This window comes from Acinetobacter sp. CY17, assembly GCF_059515825.1.
Map to the genome: position 1 here is coordinate 1 of NZ_JCAKMX010000061.1, position 1,032 is coordinate 1,032.

A 1,032-nucleotide genomic window follows, 5' to 3' on the forward strand; every position below is an offset into this window, starting at 1 on the left:
ACTGTTGCGGGCAAAGTTGTTGGCACAGCACAAGTTGCTAAAGATGGTAAATACAGCCTTTATCTTGATCAACTCTTTAGCAATGGTGAGAAGGTAGAATTATTTGCTCAAGATCAGGCAGGTAATAAGAGCAAAGCGTTCATTATCAACTTTAAAGATACTACAGCTCCAACCAATGGATATTACAAATTCACTGATGATGGTAAAGTAGTTAATGGTATTACAGAAGCAAACTCGACTGTTCTCGTGTATTTAAACGGTGCAACTTTAGGCCAGACTGTTTCTGATCAATTTGGTCATTATACATTCGCTTTGGAGCATCCATTTTTGAATGGAGAAGAACTAGAAATTAGCTTGAAAGATAAGGCAGGGAATAGTTCACAAAAAATAAAAATCAATGCATTGGATATTACAGCACCAGTAATACTTACTCAATTATTAGTTGCAGATAACAAAACAGTGACAGGTACCACTGAAGCTGGTGCGACAGTCAAAGTTAGCTATAACGGTAAAGTCATTGGCACTGCGATAGCAGATGCAACTGGCAAGTACAGTGTGAGTCTAGACAAGGCTTATAGCAATGGTGAAAAGCTTGATGTTGTGGCAACTGATCAAGCAGGTAATGCAACCAAGCCAAATGTAATTACAGCGCCTGATACGACAGCACCTGCGAACTTAACGCAAGTATTGGCTGCAGATAACAAAACAGTGACAGGTACAACTGAAGCTGGTGCAACAGTCAAAGTTAGCTACAATGGCAAAGTGATCGGAACTGCTGTGGCAAATGTTGATGGTAAGTACAGCATCACTTTGGATAAAGCGTATAACAATGGTGAGCATTTTGAGGTTATTGCAACGGACACAGCCAATAACAGCACCAAGCCAAATGCAATTACAGCGCCTGATACCACAGCGCCAGCAAGATTAACGCAAGTATTGGGTGTAGATAACAAAACAGTGACAGGTATCACTGAAGCTGGTGCAACAGTCAAAGTTAGCTACAATGGCAAAGTGATCGGAACTGCTGTGGCA

At 40.9% G+C, this 1,032-nt stretch carries 1 protein-coding gene; it reads left to right on the top strand.

Going from position 1 to position 1,032, the window contains the following annotated elements:
* The coding region (locus tag AC5YCI_RS16255) for an Ig-like domain-containing protein (protein WP_496175941.1) at window positions 1–1,032 on the top strand (1,032 nt) is incomplete at both ends.